Genomic DNA, 25,174 nt, shown 5'->3' with positions numbered 1-25,174 from the left:
TTTCCTTAGTCCTCATTTTCATCATTCCCGGCGTCATCATCCAATCCATCCATAATATCAACATCAACGCGTTTTCCTTTGACGTCCACATTAAGAATAACCGACGGGATATAAGGCAAAAGTAAATCTCTTTTTCCTTTCCGTTTTACGACCCAGACATCATTTGCACCTGGTTGTAAAATTTCTGAAATTTGGCCGACTAAGCTGTCGTTTTCATAGACTTCCAAGCCAATAATTTCGTGATAATAAAACTCACCATCATCTAAGTCCGTCAGTTTATCTTCTGAAACCTTGAGGGACATCCCCTTAAATTTCTCCACATCATTGATATGGTCAAATCCGAAGAACTTGACCAAGTACATGTTTTTATATGACTTTCCTGATTTAACTTTTAATTCTCTGATTTTTAAATCTTTATCATCAAAAAGTGTGAGTTCTGAATTCTTTGCAAAACGTGCTTCTGGAAAATCAGTTGTTGGCATCACACGTACCTCGCCCTGAAGTCCTTGAGTATTAACAATTGTTCCAACTTTGTAAAATTTTGTCATAGAACTATTATAGCAAAAAAAGAGAATCTTTTCTGAACAAAACGAAACTTTCTTTGCCCTTCGAATCGTCAATCTTTAAAGGAATTTTGTAGCTTATATTGATGCTTTTGTAAAAAAAGGAAAATCTGCCTTCCCCAATGCGTTTCTTTCAGTGATTTAATAACTTCTGGGTCATTAATTTCCTGCCAATCAACCTCATGTTTGTCTTTCAACAATTTCGCCCAAATTGTTTTTAACTTGCTTTTTTTAAGAACCGACTTTTCTTTCCCTAAAATTGTTCTCAATACGGTTAATTCGATTTGAAACACTTTAGTATAAATCAAACTTTTCATTTCCGGAAATTGCTGAATAAATTCTTTTTCCATAATATCGCACAACAATAATGAATTTATTTCATCATATAAAGTCCGATTGACTTCAATGGGGTTTTGATAAATTTCATCATCAGATAGGAGGAATATCCATGTGGAAAGGCCAAAAGCTTCTGACAGTTGTTTGATATTCTGTTCCTCCCAAGTCTCTGATTCTAAGCCGTCAAGTAAAATAAATCGCTTAAACAGGATCCCGTTCAGACTAAATAAATAGTCACTACATAAGAGGGTTTGCAAGACTTGTTCAGTATATTGCAATTGACGATTCTGGTCACTGTTTTTTAATATGCATGAGCATGACATGGTTAAATCTGCTCCGTATGACATTCCTTCAAGTAAGAGTGAGAGTGCATCTTGTTTCAAGAGAACATCGGAATGAAGAAAAAGAACAAATTTACCCTTCACTAAACGCAGTCCCAAATTTCTCGATGCTGCCAAGCCCGTATGTAAATTAGAAACCACTCTGATTCGATCATCTTCGTCCCCCCACTGACGGAGTTGATTTAATGTAAAATCCGTTGATCCATCATTTATGGCGAGCAATTCAAACTTTGGGTAGCTTTGATTCACAATCGAATTTAGACAGCGATTGACTAATGATTGATGATTATTAAAAACGATAATTATCGAGATTAACGGGAGCTCATTGTCATTTTTCATAGGCGACCTCTTTGTAGGTATTGTGTTGTATTTATTATACTACATTTTTAAGAAAACATAAAGAACAAAAAAAGCCCTCAACTGGGGCTCGTTTAAAATAATCATTGGTCAACCAGAAGTCGTACTTTTTTTCCTTCTACAGGTACAAAATAGACAACGGTCCGAATCGCTTGAATGATTCGACCTTGACGACCAATAATTCGACCAATGTCAGTTTCAGCGACTTTCAAATGGTATTCAGCAAATTCTTCACCGTCTACGATTTCAAGCGATACTTCGTCTGGCTGTGTAACCAGTGGCTTAACAATTGTTAAGACCAAATCTTTTACATCTGTTTGCATTTCTTTCCTCTACTCTAATTTAACTTATGTTAAATCCAAATGATGTTTTCTTTTCAAAAAAACCGCGCAAAAACGCAGTTTAATTATTATTTACCAAATTTTTGGTCGTGGAATTTTTTCATAATACCAGCTTTAGACAAGATATTACGAACTGTATCTGAAGGTTGGGCACCATTGTTCAACCATTCCATAACGCGTTCTTCTTTCAAAACTACTTGGTTTTCAGCAATCAATGGATTGTAAGTTCCAACTGTTTCGATGAATTTACCATCACGTGGAGCACGTGAGTCAGCAATGTTAATACGGTAGAAAGGTTTTTTCTTAGAACCCATACGAGTCAAACGAATTTTTACAGACATGTTTAATGTTTCCTCTTTAGAATTATTTTTACATTAACAAGTATATCATGAATGATAAGCACTGTCAAGAAAAAAACTTGACAGGTAAAAATAAAACAATCAAGGTTTGATATAGGCGTAACCATCAGCTTGCTTTAGCGCAAGTTCAACCACTCCACTTGGAACAGTTTCAACCCCTTCTTGTAAGTCAGCTGGTCGAATCGAACGCGCCTCCAAAGAATTATTGCAAACAGCAACATGTGCTTGTTTTGTCAGCACTGACAGGTCATGAAAACTATTTTTAATAGCGGATTGAACAGCCTCCCCGTTAACTAAAACTTCAATTTGTCCATCATTTACCTCATCAAAGTACTGTCTGAGATGATGAACATTAGACAAAAGGGTCTCCCATTTGCTTTCTTCATCAATGTGAAAAATGACTTTCATCTCCACCCTCTTTCATTTTGCAACAACTGAAATTCTTTCTTTATTATGTTCATTATTTTCAATTTCATCAACCATTGCGATCGCATAGTCGGCATAAGAAATTTGACTTTCATTTTCGCTGTTCAGAGTAAATTCTTCACCTGCTAAAATATAATTGCCCGTTCTTGGTCCATCGAAACGGAAATCAGCTGCAGGACTAATAAAGGTCCAATTAACATCATCGAATGAACGTAAGACATCAAGTGCTTTAGATTGGGCTTTTGCGAGCGGTTTGAATGCATCTGGAAAATCGGGTGTATCAAAAAGTTGTACGGTGTGTTCAGGATCGACATAAAGTGAACCTGCACCGCCAACCACAAGGAGACGATTGGGCTTGTTTTCGAGAAGTCCTGCCAACTTTTCGATGACTTTAGGATGTAATTCCAATAATTCAGGTTGGTGAGTCCCAAAAGCATCAACGATGACATCAAACTTCTCTAAATCAGCATAGTCCAAGTCAAATAAATCTTTAATAATGACCTGCTCACCAAAAGCATCAGCCTTTTTTGAATCTCGGATGATTGCAGTCACATCATGACCTCTTTTACTTGCTTCATCAAATATTTCGCGTCCTGCTTTACCACTCGCAGAAATAACAGCAATTTTCATTTTGAGTCCTCTTTTTCTTTATGATAAATTCATTATATCACTGACTCGTTTACAAGTGTAGTCAATTAGTTTAAAAAAATAAACCTCGAAAGATTTATTTTTAAATTTTACCGATATGGCGAATCATAAAGGTCGATTGACCACAATTTGGACATTTTTCTTCACGCTTTCCAAAAAAATGTGGTTTTAATAAATCCCAGCCATTTTTATCAAAATGGGTGCCGCATTTTGGGCATTCATAATGGGTCATTTTAGATACAAAATAACTATAAAGAATAACCAGAATTAAAAATAGGATGATTATCAATGTTCTAGGCATATCTTCTACTCCTTATTGGATATTATTTGACTGTCGTTGCTGAATCAGCAATCGTCCAAGTAATCGTTGCTGAATAATTAACACTGGGTTCAATATTATAAAGGTCACTTCCTGAGATGAGCAAACTAGGGGATGAAAAAGTGAACACATTACTACCAGTGCCCGTACTTCCTGGAGCAGAAATAAGGGTACTCGTGCTTCCATCACCAGTTAAACTAGATTGTGCCGTCCCGTTGACGGTTTCAATAGTGGGTCCATTGGTCACCGTTTGACTGTTAGCAATGGTGAAATCTAATGTGGTATTGCTTAAAGTCCAAACGGTACTGCTACTATCCGTCCCGGTAAATGCAGATAAAGAAGCGTTTAAGCTCCAACCATTACTCGTTGCCGGGTCGTTTATGACGGTTAAATTACCAGTTGAAGAACCGTTGACTGTAATAGGCGTCCCTGTAATAGTCTGAGAAGCTGCAGCTAATGTAATTGATGGCGCGCTATCTAAAAATAGCCCTTCATTTACAACGACAGTTGAGACAGCGGATAAACTATTGCCATCTGCATCTTTATAAACAAATAATATGTTATATGTGCCAGCCTGGCTGAGCATTGATGTCACATTGGCAACCGAAAGACCTTTCGTGTCACTGATCGAATAACTTATCGCACTTGATAAACTTGTCGGGGGAACCGTCCCTGAACCTACAGTTGAACTATATAATGTCGTTGCTCCAGTTGAATCGGTAATTTTGGATACCAAAACTAATGGATTCCAACTGCTGGAAGTTGTTGGTCCCAATGTGTTATCACTTGTGCCATTTGAAGTTTGGAAAATCGTTGCATCTTTAAGGACATTGACTGTCGCACTTGTCGTTAAAACAGAATTCGTCGCTGTATCTGTATAAGAATAGGTAAAAGTCATCGTTCCGACTTGACTATTTGAGCTTCCCAGCCAGCTTGCATAATTGGTAGCAAAATCACTTTGAGTACCAGAAACGGTACTTGTTCCGCTCAATGTATAAGTATAGCTAATCGAGCTTGAAGCGACACTATTGCCATAAGCATCCGTAGCCGTTACGAGCGATAAGGGATCGAAAGTACTGTTGTTATTACCAATCGAGATCGGACTTGTTGCTTTTATCATGGCGGAGTCAATAACCACTTTTTGCTGAATGGTAACGGCTGAACCTGAACTATCGTACAAAGTATTCCCGGCACTATCTTCAAGTGTATAGACTAAATAGTAAGTTCCCGTATTTGAGGTGTTTAGTGTTGTTCCAGAACCAGTAATCGCCGTTTCAACTACTTTAAGTCCACTTGTTTCTCCGCTATAACCTGTATAGCTGAAGGATGGTAACACATAGGTCCCCCCTTTTTGAATGACGACACTAGCATCAGAAGTCGTTGAAAAAGTAAGTGTAGGATTCGCCCGAATAACCACCTGTGATGTTGCCGTAATCGCCGTTCCGCTACTATTTACAATCGCATTCCCAGTCGTATCAAACAAACTGAATAGGATTGTGTAAGTTCCAGGAGTGGACAACATTGTGGCTGAACTAACGCTTGTACTAGCACTGTTCAGAATCGAATAAACGACATGAGAAGAATCATTAACTGAGGTTCCTGTATAATCCGTTGCTGTTGCGACCAGGTTGAGTGGTGCAAAAGAGGCAGCTGCTGTTGAACCAGTGTATAGGGTCGTGGTCGTGGTCGTGGTTAAGCTGGCTTGATTTGCTGTGATAGTTACTGGTTCAGCTGTTGATGTCGCCACCACACTGCCTGAGACAGTTAATTCATATTTAACATAAAATGTTCCTGAATTTGTAGCAATCCCACTTGATGTATTGAATAGCGTACTAGGCAGTATCGCATCCAGAGCAGTGGCTGACGAGCCTCCAGCTACATAAGCACTAAAAGTCCCCGTTGAAGTGGTGCAATAAGCCACAGAAAGTGCCGAATTTGGCCAGGTATAGGCAACGGAGTTTGTATCAATAGCAACAAGTAAATTTGAACCTGGAGTAAATGTTTGCCCAGCATAAATACTGTAAGAAGTTTTAGCACTTACAGTCGCAGTTACCGTAGTACTGGAAGTATTATTATTCGTACCACCATTTGCCGACACTTGAGCATTAACTAAATCAATCATATCGGTTGCTGTTGTGCCCGCAAGACCTGTGAAAGACTGAAGGCTACTATCACCAGAGACAAGACCGGCGTAAGAAACACTTGTCGCTGGAGTGAATCCACCTCCTAAGTTGACCGCAATCAGACTCGTATTGCCTTGAAACATGGAGTTCATATCAAAGACACAACCAGTACCCGATGGAGATTGGTTGGTCGTAGCATAAAACGAGGTAAGCGAGGCATCATTTTGCATGAGTCCGTTTAGTGAAATGGTCTTCGTCTTGCCTCCATTTCCACGCGTATCAAAAGCCATCCACATCATCCCATTTCCGCCAACAATATTGGCAGCCGTGGTATTAGCCGTCGCCCAATAAGCGTTGACATTAGCTTTAGACGATGCTCCAGTTGAGGGGTCTCCAGTTAAAAATTGATCATTAGCAACAATAAATGACTCGTCTGCTGGTCCAGATACAAGATTTATACCGATAAAATTATTAATGGTCGTTAAATTTGGAAAATCGGCCATGACAAACGATCCGTCACTCGAAAATGTTGCCTGTGTCCCTGTGATATTTTGAATTACACCCTGAGAAGCAACGATGGGTCCCGCAGCCGTCACCCCACTTGGTCCTGAAAAACTCGTAATTGTGGGTGAACCATACCAAGGATAAAAGGTCGGATCATCCGTTGCATTATTCGCTTGGGCAACTGCTTTTAAGGTTACATTCGCTCCTGAAATCGTCGCCATGCTTGTCGTTTCAGTCGTTGATCCAGTCGTACCGATGACAGGGCTCAGGTTTAGTTCAGGGTCGTTTATCATAATGTTGCCCGCATCATTAATGTTTTCTAGAGTGCCTGCTGCAGCGGTACCAGATAAAATACCATTAAAATAATCATAAGTTCCGTTTGTTGATTGAATTGTGGTTAAATTGGGCATATTCGCATAAAGATATGCGATTGAGAGGTTGGCAGAAACTTCGTTTGAAGTCGAAACTGCCCCGCCTGCTGCAGCTCCACCGACTACAATTTTTGTTACCGCTGAATTATCGTACCAGGGCCAAAAGGTTGGGTCATCATTGGTATTTGTAGGTAATGTGCCTGCTGCAATAGTTAGCACACCCGATGCGACAGACCAGTTGACACCAGAACTGGCGAGTATAGCATTCTGAGCTGCTGTCGTTGTTGTGGCAGTGACCGCAGCTACTGCTGCACAAGAACTTGTTGTGCCACTCGCTTTAGCTGCTTGTGTTGCCGCAAGCGCCGTATCGCCAGTAAATAAATTAAATGCCATTGGGGTTGCCGTCATGTTCAAGTCATTGTTGGTTGTAATTGAAGTCAAATTGGGCATATTAGCAAACAAATAATTCGCATTGGCTAAAGTTGAGTAAGACGATCCCGAAGTGAAAACCATACTTGTCACACGAGCATCGTTAGACCAAGGATAAAAGGTTGAGCTATTTCCAGCATTTGATGGGATCACTCCTGCAGAATAATTTGTACTTTTACTGTATGAACTAATCGTTAATTGCCCCGATGAATCGAGGACGTAGCTAATCCCTCGTAAATTTCCTGACATTAATGTTGAGGCTTGTGCTTGATTCAGTTGTTTTTGAAGCAGTGGAAGGGTCATAAATACAAAAGCAAAGAGGAAAATAATTAAATACGCCAACCTTTTTCTAATATGTTTCATCATCTTCCCTCACTTTCCATTTCTATAGGCCTGAAAATATTCTATAGCTGCTTTATCTTGCCTGATTTTCAAGTTTATTATAGTCTAATAATATATTTCATCCAAACGATTTACAAGGAAAATTTCTCTTGCAGGATGCAAGAGAAAGGTTAGCCTTTCTCGTTTGTTATTTGTCTAAAAAATCGACCACTTAGTGGCCGATTTAATTTTGAATGACCACAATTATTTAACAGTACCAGCTGCTGCTGCCAATGTCCAAGTAATTGTACCAGCATAAGTACCAGCATTAACAACTTGACCGACACCTGTATTCAGTGTAGCGGAAGTAACAGCTTGGCTAACGGTTTGATTACTGTCATCACTGGCAGTCAAAACAGGAACCGTAGTAGCGCCATCTGTTGTCAATTGAGTAGCTGTTGTAGCAGCAGAAATTTTAGATGCTGTACCTGATGCTGTCAAAGTTCCCATTGTCAACGTTAAATAATTACCTGCTCCAATTGTAGTGAGACCGGAGCCTGTCAAAGTACTAGCCTGGGCAGAAACAGTCCAACCTGTTGTGCCACCAGTCATATCTGTAACACCAATTGCAGGTGTTGTAGTGCCTGCAGGAACAGCATAAGTTTCTGCACTGCTGCTTGATAAAATACTCAAGCTAGATGTGGTTGCAAACGATGGAGCGGTGGTCAATTGAAGATTACCTGAAGCAAATGTCAAGCTGACAGGTGTTGTGTTCCCAGTCGAAGTGGTCGTTGTGACTGGAGTCGCAAAAGTATCTGCGCTAGCAACACTTGCTCCCATGGCCAATACAGTTAGTGCAATTGTTGAAAGTGAAGCTACTTTAAGTGATTTTTTCATTTAGGGTGTTAATCCTTCTTTCCGCGGACTCCACTCCAACATTTTTTGGGGGTAAGAATCCTCAACTTATTTTGTAATCCTTGGATTACAGATACTATTATACACTTATTTTTACAAAAATGTTCCTTTTTGTTTATTAAATATATTTTTTTAGAAAAAACCAAAAAGAAACGATTCTTTTTGGTTTGATGCTTAATTATTATTCTTCTTTTCTAATTCTTTTTGCATATCATTAATTTTGTTTTGGAGTGCTCTCTTTTCATCATTTGATTTTTTCCGACGTTTTCGTAAAATAAAGAGAAAGAAGAAAACCACCAAAATAAATAAGAGGACACCCGCACCTAATCCAATTAGCCAATTATCATTCACTTTTTGAATGGACATATCTGTACGATTTAATTTATTCGCTTGAGCTTGTGTAATGGTAAAATTTTTGCTAAAGGACCAACGATAATCGTAATGTTGTAATTGGCCTGATGTATCAAGAGCAGAATAAACTCCGCTACTATCTTCTTGGCCATAGGCAGTCATTGTCATTTTGTAATTGCCAGCCTGCAAAGGTTTAGAGTATTGATTGCTTGCTAATGGTCCTTGAATTGAAACAGGTATTGCTAAATTGAAGTTCGAATTCGGCGCCATTTGCATACTTGAATTTTTGAAATGATAGCTTAAGGTCTTGTTCGTGAGTCCAGTGACATCAGCTTTAACGTTCAAATTACAAAAAAAATAGGGGGCACTGTTTTCCAAGTTCACAGCAATGACATTCCGTGTATTGTTTTGACTGGCATCCACATTGCTCAAGGTCAGTTGAGGCATCTGCTTGTTGTGAACCTGTCTCATCAAAATTGAAATCATATATTGATAAAGATTGGTTAGCATAATGCCTTTCGTTGAATTTGTACTTTGATGGCTTGCTTTTTCTTTGAAGGTTAGTCCTCCAGCAATTAAGCCATTGAAATTTACATCGGGCATTTTTACACGGAAAGAAATCGTCTTACTTTCGCCTGCTAGCAAGTTGATCTCAGAAGGAAATTGGACCAGGTCTTTTATGTTATATTTTAGAGATGGATCAAGACTCCCTTGAGTTTCAGTGTATTGAACAATACCAGTGCTTGATGTCGTCGCTGGCGCAATCGATGCCTCAACAGTGATTGCTTTTTTACTGATGTTTTTGAAGACTATTTGCAGGTTTTGTTCGCTTCCGGGATTCGGCATGAGGAGGTCAAAAAAACCTTCATCTGGATTCGCTTGATTACTCGGAATTTGCGGGGAAATCGTGAAATCCATTGTGGCAGCAGAAACTTTTAAGGTCCCTAAAGAAAAAATAAAGCAACTCAAAAAAAATATGAAAATGAATTTCTTTTTCATTTTTCACCCTTCTTTACTTCCGATTTTTCCTCCCTATCATAGCATAAATTATTTTTATTTACTAGAAAAATACAATTTTTTGTAATCTTTTTTCTCCAAAAATAAAAAGCAGCGTTTCCACTGCTCTTATTTTCTTAGATCTGCCAAATTTTGTTTGGCAATTTCCTGATTCATTATTTTTTCATGACGTAATCGTTCTGTCAACAAAGGTATTTCTTCATTTGTTGCGCCAACTGACATGGCCAGACTCCTTGCCTGCAAACTCATATGACCTCTTTGAATTCCTTCAGACACTAGTGCTCGAAGTGCAGCCAAATTTTGCGCCAACCCAACAGATACAATGATTTTAGCGAGTTCTTCAGCCTTAGTCACGCCTAAAATTTCCAGTGCGGCCTGTGCTTTAGGAAGAACTTTAGTCCCCCCACCAACAGTTGCGACTGGCAAAGGGAGGGTTAACTCACCTACAAGATTGTTATTTTTTACTTCCCAGGTGGCCAAACCCTCGTAACGTCCTTTAATTGCAGCAAAGGCATGTGCACCGGCATTAACTGCCCGGCTGTCATTTCCTGTTGCCAAAACTACTGCTTCAACACCATTCATTATCCCTTTGTTATGTGTTGCTGCTCGATAAGGATCTAATTTAGAAAAGACAGAAGCTAGGGCAATTTTTTGAGCAATTTCTGCACCATCTTCACCTTTTGACAAGGCTTTGACAGGAATTTTACATTTCGCAGTAACAAGTGATTCTGTTGCAAGATTGCTTAAGATACTAAACAAGGTGTGGGTTTGAGGAAACCAAAGATGAAAGAGTGAGGTGATGCCTTCTAAAATGGCATTAATGATATTCGCGCCCATGGCATCTTTGACATCAACAAGAAAGTCTACGGAGACAAAATTTTGTTCAAAGATACGTGTTTCAATTTTTCGTAAGCCTCCGCCTCTTTTTACAATCGATGGATACGATTGTTCAGCCTGAAGAAATATTTCTGTTTGTCGCTCCAAAATTGCCTTTGTAAGTGAAGACGGATCTGTGACATCGTAGAACACAATCTGGCCTCGCATTAGACGTTCATTCATTGTCGCTTTGAATGAACCTGCAATCCGAGCACCATTCGAGGCGGCAGCAATTACAGATGGTTCTTCTGTAACCATTGGAATTAATACGGGTCTGTCATTAATGACGAAATTTTGAGCAATACCCATTGGTATCTCAAATTCACTGATTTGATTCTCAATCAAATTATTGGCAATTTCAGAGTCAAGTGCCATTTTTTCGAGATTAGATCGCGCACTGCGTGACAAATTTAGGCTATCCATACGCTCTGCTGGCGTCATTTGATAAAATTTTTTCTCCATTCTCTAAAAAACACCCAGTAAACCTGGGCATATCTCCTTTATTTTGCTTTTTTACATTGTGAAATGTGGATTCTCAATCAAGACAGCAAGGCCAAGGCCACCTCCGATACATAGGCTGGCAATTCCGAAATGCTTGTTTTCTTGAATTAATTCACGACTCAATGTCCCGACTAAACGCGCACCAGTGCTGCCCAAAGGGTGTCCTAATGCGATGGCACCACCATAAATGTTAACTTTCTCACTTGGAATATTGAGTTCACGTTCGATAATTAAACTCGATGCTGCAAATGCTTCATTGATTTCGAACAAATCAATTTGATCAAGCGTCATTTCTGCCTTTTTCAAAACTTTTTGAATCGCATTTATGGGTGATATCCCCATTCTAGCAGGTTCAACACCAACTTCCGAGGTAGCTTTTATGATTGCTAAAACGTCTAGTTCATTTTCTTTAGCAAATTGTCCCGATGCCAGTAACAATGCACTTGCGCCATCTGATACGGGGGAGGAATTTCCCGCAGTTAATTTGCCTTCTGCTTGATAAACCGTGCGTAGACTTGCTAATTTTTCAAATGAGGTATCAGGGCGAGGACATTGATCCACATCCCCAATGTCATCAACTTTAATGATTTCATCTGCAAATTTATCAGCTGCTATTGCCGCTACTGCTTTTTGATGAGAGCGGAGGGAAAATTGGTCCATTTCTTCACGGCTTATGTTATATTCGTTAGCCAAAACCTCAACTGTATTTCCCATTAATTGATCGGAAAAAGCGTCCATCAATCCATCACGCGCCATGGCATTTAATTCATTGCCCTCTTTATCAGCACTGACCAATGGGGTATTTGACATCATCTCAACGCCACCAACAAGGGCAACTTGTGATTCTCCCAACTGAATTGCTTGGCTTGCGAGAATTGCCGACTTCATTCCAGAACCACACACCTCATTTATCGTCATTGCTGGCACTTCAACTGGAATTCCAGCATGAACAGAAATCTGACGTGCAATATTTTGGCCTTGACCCGCAGTAATTACCGAGCCAAAAATCAATTGGTCAATCGCCCCTTTTGATTTGGGATTACGTTCAAGCATTTGTTCTACAAGAATTTTTCCTAATTGGCTACTTGAATAACTGCTCAAAATCCCATTGTATTTTCCCATTGGTGTTCGGCAACTATCTAAAATAACTGTTTCATTTATCATTAAAAAAGTCTATTCTTTCTACAATCAATTTCTTTTCTAATCAATTATAACAAAAAATAAATCATTTTAGCTGTTTTCATCTCTCTTTCGCTTCTTGTTCATAAAAAATACCACTAAAAAATCTATTATTAATCTTTCTCTAAACTTTTTAATCTTCTTTTCATAAATCTTCTATGATATAATATGGCTATGGAAAATATTGAATTTAACGTTGGGATTGATAAACTATCATTTTTTGTGCCCAACTATTTTGTTGATATGACGGATTTAGCACTTGCCCGAGCAGTAGATCCTGCAAAATTCCACATTGGAATCGGTCAAGACGAAATGGCTGTAAATCCAGCAACGCAAGATATTATCACCTTTGCAACATCTGCAGCAGCGCAAATTTTATCTGACGAAGATAAAAAGCAAGTGGATATGGTGATTGTTGCTACAGAATCAAGCGTTGACGAATCAAAAGCCGCAGCAGTTGTTGTTCATGGTCTTTTGGGAATTCAACCCTTTGCGAGATCAATCGAAATGAAGGAGGCTTGCTATGCGGCTACAGCTGGACTTGTTTTAGCTCGTGATTATGTCACATTACACCAAGAAAAAAAAGTTTTGGTCATAGCAACTGACATCGCAAAATATGGGCTTAATTCAGGGGGAGAACCTACACAAGGTGCAGGTGCAGTTGCTCTTCTAGTGACAGCCAATCCTTCCATCTTAAAACTAAATGCCGACAATGTTGCCCTAACGCAAGACATTTACGACTTTTGGCGACCAACTGGTCAAGCCTATCCTAGTGTCGATGGTAAATTTTCAAATTCAGTCTACATCAATGCGTTCAGTCAAGTTTGGGATGAATATTGTCGCCGTTATGATGCCACTTTTAGCGAATTTTCCGCCATTGCTTTTCATACCCCTTACACCAAAATGGGGAAAAAAGCTTTGTTGCCAAAAATTGAATCAGAAAATGAGACCATTCAAAAACATTTGATGGATCAATTTGAAAAAGGAATTGTTTACAATCGTCGCGTGGGAAATCTTTACACAGGTTCATTATATTTAAGTTTGATTTCGCTACTCGAAAATTCTGAGCTGCTCACAGCTGGAGATAAAATTGGACTCTTTTCATATGGTTCAGGTACTGTGGCAGAATTTTTCTCTGCTCAACTCGTCCCAGGTTATGAAAAACATTTACGGAAAGCTGAGCATGAGGCCTTGCTTAATCAACGCGTCCGTTTATCAATTGAAGCATATGAAGCCATGTTTGAATCAAAGATCGATTTAAACCACAATGATTCATTTGATGATCCAACCCTCTATTCGATTTCTGAAATCAAAGAAAACCACCGCTTATATCGAACGAAATAAAAGGGATGCCTGGCATCTCTTTTTATCTTATTAAAACTGAACCTGATCAGGAAATTTGTGAGGGAGTAAAGCCCCATGTAATCGGTCAATGAAAGCCATGTCGTCATCTTGGAGAGAAAAATCAAACAACTTAATATTTTCCTCAATCCGAGTAGGTGTTACCGATTTTGGGAGGGGAAGATATCCCTTTTGAAGATGCCACCGGAGAACGATTTGAGCAACCGTGTGTTGATATTTACGTGCAAGATCCTCAAGGGCCTTTATTCTGAAGATTTCACCCGTTCCCAAAGGCGAATAGGCTTCCGTCAGTATGTCGTGAGCCCTGTTATATGCCACAATTGTTTCTTGTTGGTCACTTGGATTACAATAAATTTGATTCACAACGGGCTTAATTTTTGCTGATTGATACAATGCATCTAAATGATGGCTTTGGAAATTTGCAACACCTAATGACTTGATTTTTCCTTCCCCCACACCTGCTTCCATTGCTTGCCAAACTGCTGCGTTACGTTCTTCAAAATGAGGCCTTGTAGCCAATGGATTTGGCCAATGAATGAGCAAAAGATCAATATAATCAAGGTTCATTTTCGATAGTGAACGGTCAATCGCTTGTTTGGCAGAATCATAATCTAATGCGTCAGAGTTTAATTTTGTCGTCAAAAAAATTTTATTTCTTGGAATTTTCGATGCTTTTATTGCTTTTGCAACAGAAGCCTCGTTTCCATAAGCTGCAGCCGTATCGATGTGACGATAACCAACTCTGAGTGCTTTCTTCACTGATTCAAAAGCAATTTCCCCATCTGGTGTTTGCCAAGTTCCAAAGCCAAGAATAGGTATTCTTACTCCATTTGAAAGCTGATAAGTGTCTGATAATTCCATCATATTCACCTCTATAATGCTATTATTTTACCACTTTTTTTCGTGAATATTAAGTTTTAAAAACAGTTCTTTTTTTACTTGTTAATATTTAAACAAAGTGATATATTATTCATATCTTCAGGGCACCGTGAAATTCGGGACCGGCGGTAAATGAGATTAATTAATTGATCTGATGAGTCCGCGATTCGCAAAGCGATTGAAGCAGTGAGATCCTGCTACCGACAGTAAAATGCATTTGCATGTGACCAATGAACGCATTGGTCTGATAGTCTGGATGGAAGAAGATATACAGTGCAAAAAATGAATAAGTGATTTAAATTCATTTATCATGACCTTTTTGCGACTTCTGCTTATCAACTTCCTCGAAATTTGAAGAAATTTATTTTTCACATTTGGAGGTTTTTTTATGTCTCATTCACGTCACTTGACGGGGACTCGTCGTTTAACCCTTATTGCAATGCTATCTGCAATTTCAACAATATTGGCCTTTCCAGTTTTTCAGTTTGTGCTAATTCCAAGCGTTAATTTCATGAAAGTTGAATTGACCATTTTACCTATTTTAATTGGTGTCTTTGTTTTAGGCTTAGCCGACGGCTTTATTATCCTGATTATTCGATCGATTCTGTGGTTGATTTTATTCAATCAAGGACCATCGACCATTATTGGGATGCCGATGAATATGATTGCACTTGGAATTTTCATGGTCATGATGTGGCTTTTTCTCCACAAATCTTATTCGATAAAAGGTCTAATTTGGGGCTCAGTTTCTGCAATCATCGCGACAGTGCTCATTGAAATGCTAATGAATATCATCTACGCCATTCCAGTCTACGCTAAATTTGCAGGTTTCAACATCGCAACCATGTTTCCAGGTGGGATCAAAGCCTATCTTCTTGGGGGAGTTCTACCATTTAACACACTCGAAAATCTCATTTTTGCCGTTTTGTTTGCTATTATTTTTACAGTTTTACGTCGCAATAAAGTCGTTACTTTTTACAATGCTTAACTCATGTTAAAAAAAAGCCTCTGTCAGTGACAGAGGTTTTAGTGTACAAATTATTTGCTTAAAAGTGAGGCAGCTGCTTCATCAGCAATAACTGTAACGTTGTCGCGTGTTTGTAAGATTGAAGCAGGCAAATCAACAGTAACTTCCCCTTCGATCATGCCTTTAACTGCTTCTGCTTTTTCTTTCCCGTAAGCCATCAAAACAATATTTTTTGATTTCATGATACTTGCAAGTCCCATTGAAATTGCTTGTTTAGGAACATCTTCAATATGGTCGAAGAAACGTGCATTTGCTTCAATTGTAGATTCAGTCAAATCAACAACATGAGTTGTTACAGTAGTTGGAGTTCCAGGCTCGTTGAAACCGATATGTCCATTTTGACCAATTCCAAGGATTTGCCAATCGATTGGGTTTTCATCAATGATGCTATCGTAATGTTTCACTTCAACGTCCAAATCAGCTGCTTTACCATTTGGTAAGTAATTCACTTTGAAAGGTTTTTCCTCAAACAAGTGCTTGTTCATGAAATAAGAATAAGATTGATCATTTGATCCGTCAAGACCAACATATTCGTCAAGGTTAACTGAAGTCATGTCAGAAAAATCAAGGTCAGAATTAACAATTTGGTTATAAAACTCAACTGGCGTAGATCCAGTAGCAAGTCCAAGCGTTTTTGCTCCGTTTTGCATAGCTTCGCTCAAAAGTTTAAATCCTTCTTTGCCGCCTTCAAGTTGATTTTTAACAACGATAAGTTTCATTTTGTGTCTCCTTATTGATAAAACAGATTAAAAATTGGTATATATCAATTTCTTTACACTCTTATTATAACACAAAATTGGACAAAGTCAATTCTTATTCCTCACTTTATTTGAGATTCTGTTATAATTAGTTATTATGAATATTAACGATTTCGATTTTAATTTACCAGAAGAGCTCATCGCTCAAACCCCATTAAAAGTACGTGACTCTTCACGCTTACTTGTCCTTGATCCTAAAACGGGACAAATGGAAGATAAACATTTTACAGATATTTTGGATGAATTTGAGGCCGGGGATGCTTTAGTTCTAAATAATACACGCGTTTTGCCTGCTCGTTTGCATGGTGTTAAACCTGATACACAAGGGCACGTCGAATTGCTTTTATTGAAGGATAAAGGCAATAATGAATGGGAAACGTTAGCTAAACCAGCCCGCCGTTTGCATCCAGGTTCTGAAATCAGTTTTGGTGATGGACGCTTAAAAGCGACCGTCCTTGAAGATCTAGAACACGGCGGAAAAATTGTAAAATTTGCTTATGACGGTATTTTCCTTGAAGTTCTTGAAAGTTTAGGTGAAATGCCTTTACCTCCATATATCCACGAGCAATTGGAAGATCAAGAACGCTATCAAACTGTTTACGCAAAAGAAAATGGTTCTGCTGCCGCTCCAACTGCTGGATTACACTATACCCCTGAGCTTCTTGAGGCAATTAAAGCAAAGGGCGTCCATATCGTTGAGTTAACCTTGCACGTTGGTCTTGGAACATTCCGTCCCGTTTCTGTAGAAAATGTTGATGAACACATCATGCACAGTGAATTCTACCGACTAACCGAAGATGCAGCTGCTGAACTCCGTGCAGTTAAATCTTCGGGGCACAAGATTGTTGCCTCTGGCACAACATCAATTCGCACACTTGAGACGATTGGAACTAAATTCAATGGTGATATCCAGGCTGATTCTGGTTGGACTGACATTTTTATTAAGCCAGGTTACGATTGGAAAGTCGTAGATGCTTTCAATACCAATTTCCACTTGCCAAAATCAACATTAGTCATGCTCGTTGCTTCATTTGCAGGACGTGAATTTGTTCTTGAAGCATACAAACACGCTGTCGATGAACGTTACCGCTTTTTCAGCTTCGGAGACGCAATGTTTGTAAAGCCTAAGAATTGAGTGTCATTCATTGAACGTTTTCCTTTGTGTTGCTTTCTGATTGTCCCAATCTTAAATTATTAATAAAACAATTCAAAAATCACTTTTCTCGAAAGTGATTTTTTTGATATAATTATTTTCAAGAGGTAATTATGAGTTTTATCAATCTGGTCATGACTGACCAACTAATTTCCATCATTTCTGATGGTCAAATTACAAAAAATGGAATCATAACCGAATCACATTTTAAAAAATTTGAATCAAGCCCCCAAGGCTATGTCATTGGCATTACAGGATATGAAAAAATCACCAATGCAATACGAAAGAAATTTTTTTATCAGCCAATGATGCCCTATCATGAAGCCGAGGAGCTTCTTTTATCAGAGCTCAATAAATTTAAAAACAAACAAGTTCGTATCAATCAAAGCATTAAATATAATGCCGTAATGGCTGGTTTCGTCAGTGCTGACCGTATCCCTCAGGCAAGTCTTTTTCATATTGAAGATGGAAAAATCAAGCAAAAAAATTATCATTCAGGGGCAGTTTTATCTTTACTCCCTGATGATATCAGTTTTAATCCCAATCAATTAATTTTACAAAACTTGAAGCAAATCCCTAAAGAAAATCATGCCTTAGCCCTCCCCATTTTACAACGCAATACCTTATACAAAGTTGCAAGTGCCTCACAAACGGTCAACAATACCGTGTTTCAGGAAATAATAAGAAAAGGCTGATTACTCAGCCTTTTCTTTTTCTTCTTTCTCTATAGCGGAAGACAAACGGAGCTTCCCATTGGGGTTGTATTTTTTCAACAAAACATCTATTTTTGCATCGTCCCAGTGATCCGCTGAGGCAATGAAATTTCCATCTTTATCTCGATTTGAAATAATTTTAAATCCCATTTTTTCCTCCCAAGGTATTAATCTACAAATTCAAATTCAAACTTCTCGATCCGGACCAAGTCTCCATCACTTGCACCCGCTTTACGAAGTGCTTCATCAACTCCCATGCCGCGTAACCGACGCGCAAATTTGAGGGCTGATTCATCATGATCAAGATTTGTCATTTTATACATCTTAATCAATTTGTCACCTGTCAAGCGGTAGGCGCCGTCTGGATCACGTTCAATATTAAAAGGTGTTGTTTCTTCTTCAAAACCATAATATGCGGCTTTTGCAGCCAAATCTTCTTCATCATAAAGTGGAAACTCAGGCGTTTGACGAAGTAAATCACTTGTTGCAGACAGTAGCGGTTGAAGGCCATCACGTGTAATTCCAGAAATAGGGAAAATGCGAGGCATTTCTTCTCCATCTCTCAAAGAAGCCTGCAATTTTTCTTTGAATTCAGCTAAATTCTCAGCTGCATCTGGCATATCCATTTTGTTAGCAACGATAATCTGTGGACGTTCCATCAAACGTAAATCATACGATTCAAGTTCTTCATTAATTGTCTTGTAATCTTCAAATGGATCCCGTTCTTCAATTCCTGACATATCAAGAACGTGTAGTAATACACGTGTCCGTTCAATATGACGCAAGAATTGTATACCCAATCCAGCACCAGAATGAGCACCTTCGATTAGCCCAGGCATATCAGCCATGACAAATGAATTCTCATAACCAACTTGGACCATCCCAATATTGGGCGTAATTGTCGTGAAATGATAAGCACCGATTTTTGGACGCGCATTGGTGACGACAGACAAAAGCGTTGATTTTCCAACAGAAGGGAAACCAACAAGGCCTACATCTGCTAGGACACGCAGTTCCAACATGAGCATTCTCTGTTCACCTGGTTCGCCATTTTCAGCAACTTCCGGTGCAGGATTGGTTGGCGTGGCAAATTTAATATTCCCACGACCGCCGCGACCACCTTTAGCAACAACATATTCTTGATTGTTGTCAATGAGGTCAACTAGGACAGCACCTGTTTCAAAGTCCTTAACGGTTGTTCCTTGAGGTACTTTAACAATGGTATCTTGAGCACCACGACCGTGCATTCCCTTGGTCATCCCCTTTTCACCAGGTTTGCCACGGAAAATCCGGTTATAACGAAAATCCATCAAGGTAGTCATTCCTTCATCGACTTTAAAAATGACAGAACCTCCGCGTCCTCCGTCACCGCCCCATGGCCCACCATCAGGAACAAATTTTTCTCGACGAAATGCAACTGCCCCATCTCCTCCTTTTCCCGCAAGAACTTCTATTTTTGCGGTATCTAAAAATAAACTCATTTTATCCTTCTTTCATTCTAAACAATAGCCGACAAATCCTGTCATTAAGCTATTTATATGCCTTTTTTCGATTTTCTTTTTGTTGCCATTATAGACAAAATAGTCAATTATAGACTTCTTTTTGGTTAGTTCTTGGTGCGTGTAACATTCATTTCAAACCAATAGATCTGCACTTCTTTATAAACGTTTTTTCGCTTATGGAGCGTTATGTTACAGTTTGATTGCATAAACACTAAAAACTAAAATTCATTAACTTTTCCCTCTCAGCTGGCTGCATTTTTTCAGTCATATAAGTTTGAAGTGACATGGTCATCTTCTCATTCGCATGTCCAACACGTTCAATAATAACTTTCATAGGCACTCCTAACTCAACAAGTAAGGAAATATAAGAATGCCTAAAAACATGCAAGGTCAAGATTTTATTAAAATCTGGGCCAAATGCGTCTCTAGACAATTTTCTCAAATACACATGCATCGTATTTGATGCCATTATTCGACCTTTATCATTCACAAAAATAAAAGGATCTTTTGAGAACATTGTCAAAAAATTTTCAAAGTATCCATCGTCCTCTGATTCATGAATACAAGACGAGAAGAATTAATCATCTTATGAGATGTCAATTTTCGTTTATTTATTAATTCAGAATAATTGTCCAGTGCATATATTACCTTAAACTCTGAATGAGTATCGTCATTATCTTCCATCTTAAAGTTAAAGCCTCACCAATACGTAAGCCCGTGAGAAATAAAAACTCGAATAACAAATGGTTTCTTTCATGCCTAGGAAGTTTAGACGAACCACAATCAAGCAAAATTCTCATTTCTTCTTTCATAAGAAACTTATTCTTTTCATGTTGGACTTCTTCTAAAGTTCTACGCCTCTTAGGCAAAACTACTCTCTTTGTAGGATTAGCTTCAATATACCCAATGTTTACAGCATAATCAAAGAAAATGTTAAAATAACGCTTTCTTCTCACTCTTACTCTAAAACTCAAATTAGAACTCAACAAATAATTTTATTTATGGTGATATGTTATTGATTCAATAACATAATCACCATATTTCCGAAGAAAGACCCTCAAGGCTCAATTTTCGGAAACTGATGTTGAGCCTTTAATCTCTTCTCTTCTTCTAATCAACTGCCACTCTTCGAAAACATCCTTAACAGTCATCCTTGAGCTGTTCTGGTCGCTTTCCCTTATGAGTCACTCGGTATTTTCTGGATTTTTAAATCCAATAAATCATTTACTTCAGCCTCTGTCACCCTACTTTTCGTTTTCATGGTTACTGAGACTTGTCGCCAAATTTTTCTATTTTCGTCAAAAATTTCTCAAAATAACGATATTTACCAATATTTAATTTTTGTTTAAACATTTATTCTCCTATAAAAGCAAGAAAAACGTGTGCCCTCTATTATAGCATTTTATAACGTTTTTTTGTACTCTCTTTCTTTAAATTCCAAGAATTTTTGATAAACTTACGCATCAATGTATATTCTTCGATAACTTGGCCGACATATCAATTCTGAAAAAATAGGATTTCGTTTCATTTCGGTCAACTCTCTTTAAAACAAATTATTTTTATTTCAAATACATCGAATTCCACAAAACAAAAAGTCGATCGTCTTTTGATCTATCGACTCTTTATTTTATATCTATTTTGTAACTGTTTATCATATTTTATAGCTGTCTCTTTTTGCAAGATATTTAAATTTACTGATATTTCAATGATCAAGCCACCAAATATTAGTAAAGAAAATATTGGGCATTGATACAAGGATAATTGTTTTTGAGTCCTCATAACTAAATTTCATATCGCTCCAAGTGATTAGAATTCATACGCAGTCCCTTGTAGTTGACTCAGCTCATTTACTCTAATGCCACAAGATCTGAAAAAGCAGACTGAGTGAAGTTACTCATTAATTCAATAAGGTATGGCATAATTTGGATTCTAGATTCCTTGCATACTTTATCATCGTAATCTATCGACTCTACAAATGGAATCGGCACAATCCTTTTGGCTTTATAACTTTCTTCCCTTAAAGGGATAATTTCTTTATCATCCAACGGTCCATCAAAGAATGTTCACTTCCTGAAATGGGTTCACTAAGGGACATAAATCCCATGGATTCATATAAATAAAGGGCTTTTTGTAAATAATGATGTGTTTCCAAATATATTTCCTCATACGATTGCTTAGCCGCCTCGAAAATTTTTTCGATTAATATTTTTGAATAACCTTTTCCACGATATTGAGGGATAATATAAAGTTTCTGTAACTCGCAAATCTTGCCTGAAAATGGAGCAAATCCAGCTCCACCAACAACTTGTCCGTCATCATTCACAAGCACATAATAGTGACCGGGTTGATGCGTCTCATAATATTCTGATAAATGAGTAAGTGAATCATCATCATATGCCGTTCCAGGTAAAGCTAATTTTTCGTCTCTTAAAATTGATCGGATTATTTGATAGAGGACCATATTATCCTGCTGCTCAATTACACGAATCAGCATCTTCTTTCCTCCTCTTCGTTAGTTCTATTTTAACACAATCGGTCATTTCTGACTCGAAAGATGAAAAAATATCATCTCCTTTGTATTTTGCTTGAATAATCTGCTGAAATAGTTTAAACTAAAAATATCATACTTGTATTCTTATTAATACTTTATGAAAAAAGGAGAAAATTTGAATTTAAATCATAATTGGCATCGACATTTTTCAAAGATTATTTTGGCATCTAGCTTTTTTGCTGGCCTTGGTTTGCTCGTAGCAACCACTCAAATCCAAACCCAAGCAGATACAATAGCGAATACACCAGTTTATCGACTCTATAATAAAACAACAAAGGAACATCTTTACACAATTAACAGTACAGAATATAATACTTTAGCAAATTCCAAAAGTCATTGGATTAAAGAAGGGATTGCATTTAATGCCCCTACATTGAGTAAAATTCCAGTCTATCGACTTTATAATCGCATATCAGGGGAGCATTTTTATACAACAGATGCAGCAAAAGTTGCAGAACTCATAAAAAACGGAACTAAATCGGGATGGCGTAATGACAGCTCAGTCTCTGCTGATTATTATAATGATAAAACGAAGGTCATCGCCTTTTATTCGGCAATGCCGACGACTTCAAATATTCCCGTGTTGAGTTTATACAATCCATTGGCAGGGATTGGTTCCCATTTTTATACCGCTAGTCCTTTTGAAGCGACTTATGATGAAACGAATTTTCAATATAAAAAAGCTGATAATTTTAATTATGAATTCGGTGTTGCCTGGTACGCGTTGGGCGAGTCGGACTCAAAGGGGATTGTAGGTTCAAGTCAAGCAACCAATTTCCCAATTCCTGATGTTCCAAACGGATGGACTATAGACAAACCAATTGATACAAGTCACTATTCAAATGCCACTTACAACTACCGTCAATGTACTTGGTTTGCATGGAACCGTGCTAGAGATTTTGGCATTAGTTATAGTCCTTATATGGGCAATGGGCAAGATTGGCAAAATGCAGTGGGTTATACAGTGACCACTAATCCAGTCTTACATTCGGTAGTCAGTTTTAAAGCTGGTCAATTTGGCTTTAGTGCTCAATATGGCCATGTCGCTTTCGTTGAAGCCATACACCCTGATGGATCAATATTAGTCTCTGAATCTGGTTTGGGATACAGTAGTCTCTTCGTTTATCAAGTATTTACAGCCGCTGAAGCGAGTCAATTGCACTATGTCATTGGCCATTAATTAAATTATTAATAAAAAAATACCTCATGACCATGCAAGATCACGAGATATTTTTATTTATAAAATGCTGTTTTTATATAGTTGATGGCTTGTTTGTTTTGGGGTACATCCGCATGATTTGTATATTGTCCTTTAAAAAGAAAGTAAGAAACAGGATTCCCATTAGCCACTAAAAAATGATAAATCGAAAAAGTATCTGCCCACGGAACGACACCGTCTGTTTCATTCTTTATATCATAGGCCCCTTCTAAAAATGTCACTTGAATATTTGAATCCAATTTTGTGTAGTTTTGCTCCCAGTATTGATAATATTTTGTTTTAATTAAAGGTCCTGATTTGAGCACTTCCTCAAGGCTTTGATTAGGCTGAGCAGTGGAAGCATTATACTGCCCGTCAAGTGAAACAAATTTCTCAACGGATGGTAAACTGCTATCATTTCCATACTGCAAGAGATAACGATAAACGCCAGAACCGCCTGCAGAATAACCCATGACATTTACAAATGGAATTCGATAGTGTTCACTCAGATAAGTCATGACAGATTTCAACGCTGCCTCGTATTTAAGACTGTTGTTCGTTCCATTTTCCATACCAACCTCAATGGTTGGATAATGATTCATGGGTGAAATTTTACCACTGATGGTCAACTTATTATCAGCATCGACGACAATCTCAAGGCCACGCTTAGCTTTTGTATCTTTATCATCAATGACCCCCCTAACAATTGGATCAATGCTGGAAATTTTTCCAGATGAACCTGTAATATAAATCGAGGGGTAGATGGGGGGCATTTGACCACCCGAAAGATTTGGATTTCCTTTTCGACCCATTTGCATTCCTAAGAGGAAACCAAGGAGGCTAGTTAATAAAGCAATAAGGAGAATCAGAAGGAAGCCACGCTTTTTACTTCGAAAAATTTTTTCTTTCACCATTGACTTTTCCAATCTAGAGTTATGAAGGCACTCACTATGCTGTCTGCATTATAAACTATTATTAAGAAAATTTCAGCTTATAGAACGCAAAAACTCATATTACATTGCGTTTCTCAGTGGTAAAAGACGAAGACATTCCAATGGTTGAGGAATGGATCGAGGAGCGAAAAGAGAACGGACTCCCCAAAAATGACGAATAAACCCGCCCCATGCGGAAAAATTAAAACTAGGAGGTTTTATCATGGAAAATAGCTTTGAATTTAAAAAACCAAAAGCAATAATCACTTTTGATGGTGCTAATCTTATCCTCAGTAGAGGTGGTGGTATTGGCAACTTTGGAATGGAAAAAGAGGAAACAATCAACGTCAAAGAAATTATTGACGTTGAAACATCTGATCCTGTTAGCATAATACCTGGATTCATCAAGTTTTCATTTAAAGGGAAAAACAGCGGTAATTATGTTTTTTACTTCAAAAAAAATGAGCAGGAAAAAGTCAACGAATTGTTACAAAAAATTGAAAGCCTAAAAAATGAGTATTTGACTGCAGATGATCTCGCTAATATTGAATCTGTTAAAGCACAAATCACTGAAGAACAAGAACAAAAAGAGCAAGAAAGATTAGAAGCAAAGGCAGAGGCAAAAGTAGAAAAAGACCTACACAAAGCAACTAGAACTTTAGAAAAATCTGGCGCAATTTGTCCAAAATGTCATAGTGAAAAAGTCATGGTGCTTGGAGAAACAATAAACAATTTTCAACTGGAAAAGCACTCACAGGCGCAGCTCTGTTTGGTTGGGTTGGAGCTACTGCGGGGCTGATGGGGAAAAAAGGCAAGTTTGTA

25 protein-coding genes and 1 riboswitch are annotated in these 25,174 nt (G+C 38.1%); of the genes, 6 read left to right on the top strand and 19 right to left on the bottom strand.

Features of this window, described 5'->3' with window-relative positions:
- Positions 1 to 5: 5 nt before the first annotated feature.
- From rimM to RT41_RS01745, 12 genes are all read right to left on the bottom strand, one after another.
- On the bottom strand, positions 6 to 548 hold the full coding sequence (gene rimM / locus RT41_RS01800) for a ribosome maturation factor RimM (protein WP_096816998.1): 543 nt from the start codon (positions 546 to 548) through the stop codon (positions 6 to 8).
- 68 nt (positions 549 to 616) lie between these two features.
- Positions 617 to 1,579 carry a glycosyltransferase family 2 protein gene (locus tag RT41_RS01795; RefSeq protein WP_096816997.1) on the bottom strand — a complete coding sequence of 321 codons (963 nt, stop codon included), beginning with the start codon at positions 1,577 to 1,579 and terminating at the stop codon, positions 617 to 619.
- Positions 1,580 to 1,680: 101 nt separating this feature from the next.
- Positions 1,681 to 1,920: a KH domain-containing protein gene (locus RT41_RS01790; protein ID WP_054638866.1), complete on the bottom strand. Its 240-nt coding sequence runs from the start codon at positions 1,918 to 1,920 to the stop codon at positions 1,681 to 1,683.
- Positions 1,921 to 2,006: 86 nt separating this feature from the next.
- The gene (rpsP, locus tag RT41_RS01785) at positions 2,007 to 2,279 is read right to left on the bottom strand and encodes a 30S ribosomal protein S16 (RefSeq protein WP_096816996.1); all 273 of its coding nucleotides are present in this window, start codon (positions 2,277 to 2,279) and stop codon (positions 2,007 to 2,009) included.
- Between the two features lie 99 nt (positions 2,280 to 2,378).
- Complete coding sequence (locus tag RT41_RS01780) at positions 2,379 to 2,705, bottom strand: DsrE family protein (protein WP_054638867.1); 327 nt, start codon at positions 2,703 to 2,705, stop codon at positions 2,379 to 2,381.
- Positions 2,706 to 2,717: 12 nt separating this feature from the next.
- Positions 2,718 to 3,353 carry an NAD(P)-dependent oxidoreductase gene (locus RT41_RS01775; RefSeq protein ID WP_096816995.1) on the bottom strand — a complete coding sequence of 212 codons (636 nt, stop codon included), beginning with the start codon at positions 3,351 to 3,353 and terminating at the stop codon, positions 2,718 to 2,720.
- A 100-nt stretch (positions 3,354 to 3,453) separates the two neighbouring features.
- Positions 3,454 to 3,672, bottom strand: coding sequence for a hypothetical protein (locus tag RT41_RS01770; protein WP_054638868.1), 219 nt, complete (start codon positions 3,670 to 3,672; stop codon positions 3,454 to 3,456).
- A 22-nt stretch (positions 3,673 to 3,694) separates the two neighbouring features.
- The gene (locus tag RT41_RS01765; RefSeq protein ID WP_096816994.1) at positions 3,695 to 7,483 is read right to left on the bottom strand and encodes a beta strand repeat-containing protein; all 3,789 of its coding nucleotides are present in this window, start codon (positions 7,481 to 7,483) and stop codon (positions 3,695 to 3,697) included.
- Between the two features lie 219 nt (positions 7,484 to 7,702).
- Positions 7,703 to 8,335 carry a WxL domain-containing protein gene (locus RT41_RS01760; protein ID WP_096816993.1) on the bottom strand — a complete coding sequence of 211 codons (633 nt, stop codon included), beginning with the start codon at positions 8,333 to 8,335 and terminating at the stop codon, positions 7,703 to 7,705.
- Positions 8,336 to 8,527: 192 nt separating this feature from the next.
- The gene (locus RT41_RS01755) at positions 8,528 to 9,703 is read right to left on the bottom strand and encodes a WxLIP family cell surface protein (RefSeq protein ID WP_096816992.1); all 1,176 of its coding nucleotides are present in this window, start codon (positions 9,701 to 9,703) and stop codon (positions 8,528 to 8,530) included.
- Between the two features lie 126 nt (positions 9,704 to 9,829).
- Complete coding sequence (locus RT41_RS01750; RefSeq protein WP_096816991.1) at positions 9,830 to 11,059, bottom strand: hydroxymethylglutaryl-CoA reductase, degradative; 1,230 nt, start codon at positions 11,057 to 11,059, stop codon at positions 9,830 to 9,832.
- A gap of 51 nt (positions 11,060 to 11,110) precedes the next feature.
- Positions 11,111 to 12,262, bottom strand: coding sequence for a thiolase family protein (locus tag RT41_RS01745; protein ID WP_245811558.1), 1,152 nt, complete (start codon positions 12,260 to 12,262; stop codon positions 11,111 to 11,113).
- 189 nt (positions 12,263 to 12,451) lie between these two features.
- On the opposite strand from RT41_RS01745, the gene RT41_RS01740 reads away from it, so the two are divergent.
- Positions 12,452 to 13,621, top strand: a complete 1,170-nt coding sequence (locus RT41_RS01740) for a hydroxymethylglutaryl-CoA synthase (protein ID WP_054639076.1) — start codon at positions 12,452 to 12,454, stop codon at positions 13,619 to 13,621.
- A gap of 30 nt (positions 13,622 to 13,651) precedes the next feature.
- Here RT41_RS01740 and RT41_RS01735 read toward each other — a convergent pair whose 3' ends face one another.
- Positions 13,652 to 14,500: an aldo/keto reductase gene (locus RT41_RS01735; RefSeq protein WP_054638873.1), complete on the bottom strand. Its 849-nt coding sequence runs from the start codon at positions 14,498 to 14,500 to the stop codon at positions 13,652 to 13,654.
- Positions 14,501 to 14,609: 109 nt separating this feature from the next.
- Positions 14,610 to 14,790: riboswitch (FMN riboswitch) on the top strand.
- 116 nt (positions 14,791 to 14,906) lie between these two features.
- On the opposite strand from RT41_RS01735, the gene RT41_RS01730 reads away from it, so the two are divergent.
- A complete protein-coding gene (locus RT41_RS01730; protein WP_054638874.1) occupies positions 14,907 to 15,506 on the top strand; it encodes an ECF transporter S component in 600 nt (199 codons plus the stop codon).
- Positions 15,507 to 15,556: 50 nt separating this feature from the next.
- On the opposite strand, the gene RT41_RS01725 is transcribed toward RT41_RS01730, so the two are convergent.
- Positions 15,557 to 16,264, bottom strand: a complete 708-nt coding sequence (locus RT41_RS01725; RefSeq protein WP_096816990.1) for a glucosamine-6-phosphate deaminase — start codon at positions 16,262 to 16,264, stop codon at positions 15,557 to 15,559.
- A 136-nt stretch (positions 16,265 to 16,400) separates the two neighbouring features.
- Between RT41_RS01725 and queA the strand changes: the two genes are divergently transcribed.
- Positions 16,401 to 17,438 carry a tRNA preQ1(34) S-adenosylmethionine ribosyltransferase-isomerase QueA gene (queA, locus tag RT41_RS01720; RefSeq protein WP_096816989.1) on the top strand — a complete coding sequence of 346 codons (1,038 nt, stop codon included), beginning with the start codon at positions 16,401 to 16,403 and terminating at the stop codon, positions 17,436 to 17,438.
- A gap of 131 nt (positions 17,439 to 17,569) precedes the next feature.
- On the top strand, positions 17,570 to 18,151 hold the full coding sequence (locus tag RT41_RS01715) for a hypothetical protein (protein ID WP_096816988.1): 582 nt from the start codon (positions 17,570 to 17,572) through the stop codon (positions 18,149 to 18,151).
- Here RT41_RS01715 and RT41_RS10415 read toward each other — a convergent pair whose 3' ends face one another.
- From RT41_RS10415 to RT41_RS01685, 4 genes are all read right to left on the bottom strand, one after another.
- Positions 18,152 to 18,319: a hypothetical protein gene (locus RT41_RS10415; protein WP_096816987.1), complete on the bottom strand. Its 168-nt coding sequence runs from the start codon at positions 18,317 to 18,319 to the stop codon at positions 18,152 to 18,154.
- Between the two features lie 17 nt (positions 18,320 to 18,336).
- Positions 18,337 to 19,650: a GTPase ObgE gene (gene obgE, locus RT41_RS01705; protein ID WP_054638875.1), complete on the bottom strand. Its 1,314-nt coding sequence runs from the start codon at positions 19,648 to 19,650 to the stop codon at positions 18,337 to 18,339.
- Positions 19,651 to 19,882: 232 nt separating this feature from the next.
- Positions 19,883 to 20,188 (bottom strand): tyrosine-type recombinase/integrase, encoded by a 306-nt coding sequence (locus tag RT41_RS10725; RefSeq protein ID WP_096816986.1) that lies wholly within the window; start codon positions 20,186 to 20,188, stop codon positions 19,883 to 19,885.
- A gap of 1,500 nt (positions 20,189 to 21,688) precedes the next feature.
- Positions 21,689 to 22,165 (bottom strand): GNAT family N-acetyltransferase, encoded by a 477-nt coding sequence (locus RT41_RS01685; RefSeq protein WP_096816983.1) that lies wholly within the window; start codon positions 22,163 to 22,165, stop codon positions 21,689 to 21,691.
- Between the two features lie 172 nt (positions 22,166 to 22,337).
- Here RT41_RS01685 and RT41_RS10555 point away from each other — a divergent pair, with 172 nt between their 5' ends.
- The gene (locus RT41_RS10555; RefSeq protein WP_219524931.1) at positions 22,338 to 23,402 is read left to right on the top strand and encodes a CHAP domain-containing protein; all 1,065 of its coding nucleotides are present in this window, start codon (positions 22,338 to 22,340) and stop codon (positions 23,400 to 23,402) included.
- Between the two features lie 53 nt (positions 23,403 to 23,455).
- Here the strand turns inward: RT41_RS10555 and RT41_RS01675 are convergent, their stop codons facing one another.
- On the bottom strand, positions 23,456 to 24,334 hold the full coding sequence (locus RT41_RS01675; protein ID WP_245811557.1) for an alpha/beta hydrolase: 879 nt from the start codon (positions 24,332 to 24,334) through the stop codon (positions 23,456 to 23,458).
- 241 nt (positions 24,335 to 24,575) lie between these two features.
- Here RT41_RS01675 and RT41_RS10410 point away from each other — a divergent pair, with 241 nt between their 5' ends.
- Entirely contained in the window at positions 24,576 to 25,151 is a 576-nt protein-coding gene (locus tag RT41_RS10410; RefSeq protein ID WP_096816982.1) for a hypothetical protein, read from the top strand.
- The last annotated feature ends 23 nt before the right edge of the window (positions 25,152 to 25,174 follow it).

This window comes from Lactococcus fujiensis JCM 16395, assembly GCF_002441655.1.
GTDB lineage: Bacteria > Bacillota > Bacilli > Lactobacillales > Streptococcaceae > Lactococcus > Lactococcus fujiensis.
The sequence above is the reverse complement of the archived record's forward strand: the minus strand, read 5'-3'. Positions and strand labels throughout refer to the sequence as shown.